Origin of the sequence: Janthinobacterium glycogeni (assembly GCF_051380725.1) — a bacterium.
In the GTDB taxonomy this organism is placed as follows: domain Bacteria; phylum Pseudomonadota; class Gammaproteobacteria; order Burkholderiales; family Burkholderiaceae_D; genus Janthinobacterium.
The window spans coordinates 1-1,439 of the sequence record NZ_JBNYXP010000030.1 but is presented as its reverse complement, the minus strand read 5'-3'; the positions used below and the strand labels follow the sequence as shown (position 1 = coordinate 1,439).

Annotated in this window: 2 tRNA genes and 2 rRNA genes; all 4 read left to right on the top strand. The window is 49.9% G+C overall.

What is annotated here, in order from left to right:
- A 16S ribosomal RNA gene (locus tag ACQ4W4_RS27560) occupies positions 1–647 on the top strand; the annotation flags it as partial.
- Between the two features lie 98 nt (positions 648–745).
- Positions 746–822 (top strand) — tRNA-Ile (locus ACQ4W4_RS27555).
- Between the two features lie 24 nt (positions 823–846).
- Positions 847–922 (top strand) — tRNA-Ala (locus ACQ4W4_RS27550).
- 260 nt (positions 923–1,182) lie between these two features.
- Positions 1,183–1,439: ribosomal RNA gene (locus tag ACQ4W4_RS27545) — 23S ribosomal RNA — on the top strand; the annotation flags it as partial.

The window sequence follows — 1,439 nt, the reverse complement described above, 5'->3', positions numbered from 1 at the left end:
ACGGTCGCAAGATTAAAACTCAAAGGAATTGACGGGGACCCGCACAAGCGGTGGATGATGTGGATTAATTCGATGCAACGCGAAAAACCTTACCTACCCTTGACATGGCTGGAATCCCCGAGAGATTGGGGAGTGCTCGAAAGAGAACCAGTACACAGGTGCTGCATGGCTGTCGTCAGCTCGTGTCGTGAGATGTTGGGTTAAGTCCCGCAACGAGCGCAACCCTTGTCATTAGTTGCTACGAAAGGGCACTCTAATGAGACTGCCGGTGACAAACCGGAGGAAGGTGGGGATGACGTCAAGTCCTCATGGCCCTTATGGGTAGGGCTTCACACGTCATACAATGGTACATACAGAGCGCCGCCAACCCGCGAGGGGGAGCTAATCGCAGAAAGTGTATCGTAGTCCGGATTGTAGTCTGCAACTCGACTGCATGAAGTTGGAATCGCTAGTAATCGCGGATCAGCATGTCGCGGTGAATACGTTCCCGGGTCTTGTACACACCGCCCGTCACACCATGGGAGCGGGTTTTACCAGAAGTAGGTAGCTTAACCGTAAGGAGGGCGCTTACCACGGTAGGATTCGTGACTGGGGTGAAGTCGTAACAAGGTAGCCGTATCGGAAGGTGCGGCTGGATCACCTCCTTTCTAGAGTTTGCACGAATCAGAAATGATTCAGGCATCAAATGTTCACACTTATCGGCTGTTTAATTAAGAAGAAACAGTAGTCGTCGTAGCACCGCGTTGGGGCTGTAGCTCAGCTGGTTAGAGCACCGTGTTGATAACGCGGGGGTCGTTGGTTCGAGTCCAACCAGCCCTACCAGTAACACCCGAGTAGTACATTCCTGGGGGATTAGCTCAGCTGGGAGAGCACCTGCTTTGCAAGCAGGGGGTCGTCGGTTCGATCCCGTCATCCTCCACCAAAGTTTTACTCGAAAGTGCAAACGTAAGCCGGTCAGTGACTCAGGTTTAGGTTTGATCTTTTAGCGATCAAAGCTGTTTCGTTCTTTAACAATCTGGAAGAAGTAAAGATTATTTATTGATCAAGTCTATGCGTGCAGCAATGCATGAGGCGACTTGATGGGTAATGATTGTATGTATCAACAAACAAGCAACAACGTTGTACTTTCTTATCCCTGTAGCGCTCTTTTCGTTTGAAAGAATGAAGAGGCTAACGTTATAGGGACAAGCGAATAAGTGCACATGGTGGATGCCTTGGCGATTACAGGCGATGAAGGACGTAGTAGCTTGCGATAAGCTGCGGGGAGTGAGCAAACACACTTTGATCCGCAGATTTCCGAATGGGGCAACCCACCCTTTTAGGGTATTGCATACTGAATACATAGGTATGCAAGGCGAACGCGGCGAACTGAAACATCTAAGTAGCTGCAGGAAAAGAAATCAACCGAGATTCCCAAAGTAGCGGCGAGCGAAATGGGA